This window comes from Streptomyces sp. NPDC003016 (assembly GCF_053591455.1).
Map to the genome: position 1 here is coordinate 1 of NZ_JBSFTV010000105.1, position 1049 is coordinate 1049.

General features: G+C 67.5%; 1 protein-coding gene. It reads right to left on the reverse strand.

What is annotated here, in order from left to right:
- Positions 1-1049 (reverse strand): SDR family NAD(P)-dependent oxidoreductase (locus ACWDZ4_RS35095; RefSeq protein ID WP_451512433.1); only part of this gene is annotated, 1049 nt, incomplete at both ends.

Sequence of the window (1049 nt, forward strand, 5' to 3'; positions counted from 1 at the left end):
GAGTAGAGGACGAAGGCGGCGAGGTCGAGGTCCCGGGTCAGCTCGTGCAGGTTCCACGCAGCGTCCACCTTCGGACGCAACACCCCCGCCAACCGCTCCGCACTCAACGAACCGATCACACCGTCATCCAGCACACCCGCCGTATGCACCACCGCCGTCAACGGATACTCAACCGGCACCGACGCCAACAAGCCGGCCAGCGCCTCACGGTCAGCCACATCACACGCCGCCACCTCAACACGCGCACCCAACGCCCGCAACTCATCCGCCAGCTCAACCGCCCCCGGCGCCTCCACCCCACGCCGACTGGTCAACACCAGATGCCGCACCCCACGCTCCGCCACCAAATGACGCGCCAGCACCCCACCCAGACCACCCGTACCACCCGTCACCAACACCGTGCCCCGCGCATCCCACACCCGCGGCATCGACAACACGATCTTGCCCACATGCCGCGCCAGACTCATGAACCGAAACGCCTCCCGCGCCCGGCGCACATCCCACACCCGCACCGGCAACGGCTCCAAAACCCCGCGCCCGAACCACTCCACCACCACAGCCAGCATCCGCTGGATCCCCACCGGATCCACCCAGCCCAAATCGAACGCCCGGTACTCCACCCCCGCCGGAACATCCCCCGCCGCCCGCACATCGGTCTTGCCCATCTCCAGGAAACGCCCACCCGCACCCACCAAACGCAACGACGCATCCACGAACTCACCCGCCAACGAGTTCAGGACAACATCCACACCCCCACCACTGACACCCCGGAACGCCGCCTCGAACTCCGTCGACCGCGACGACGCAATGTGATCGTCCGCCACCCCCAACGACCGCAGCACATCCCACTTGCCCTCACTCGCCGTCGCGAAGACCTCCGCACCCAGATGAAGCGCCACCTGAACCGCCGCCATACCCACACCACCCGCACCGGCATGAACCAGCACCTTCTCCCCCGGCCGCACCCCACCCAACTCCACCAACGCGTGATACGCCGTCAAAAACACCAACGGCACCGACGCCGCGACCTCCCACGACCACCCCCCGGG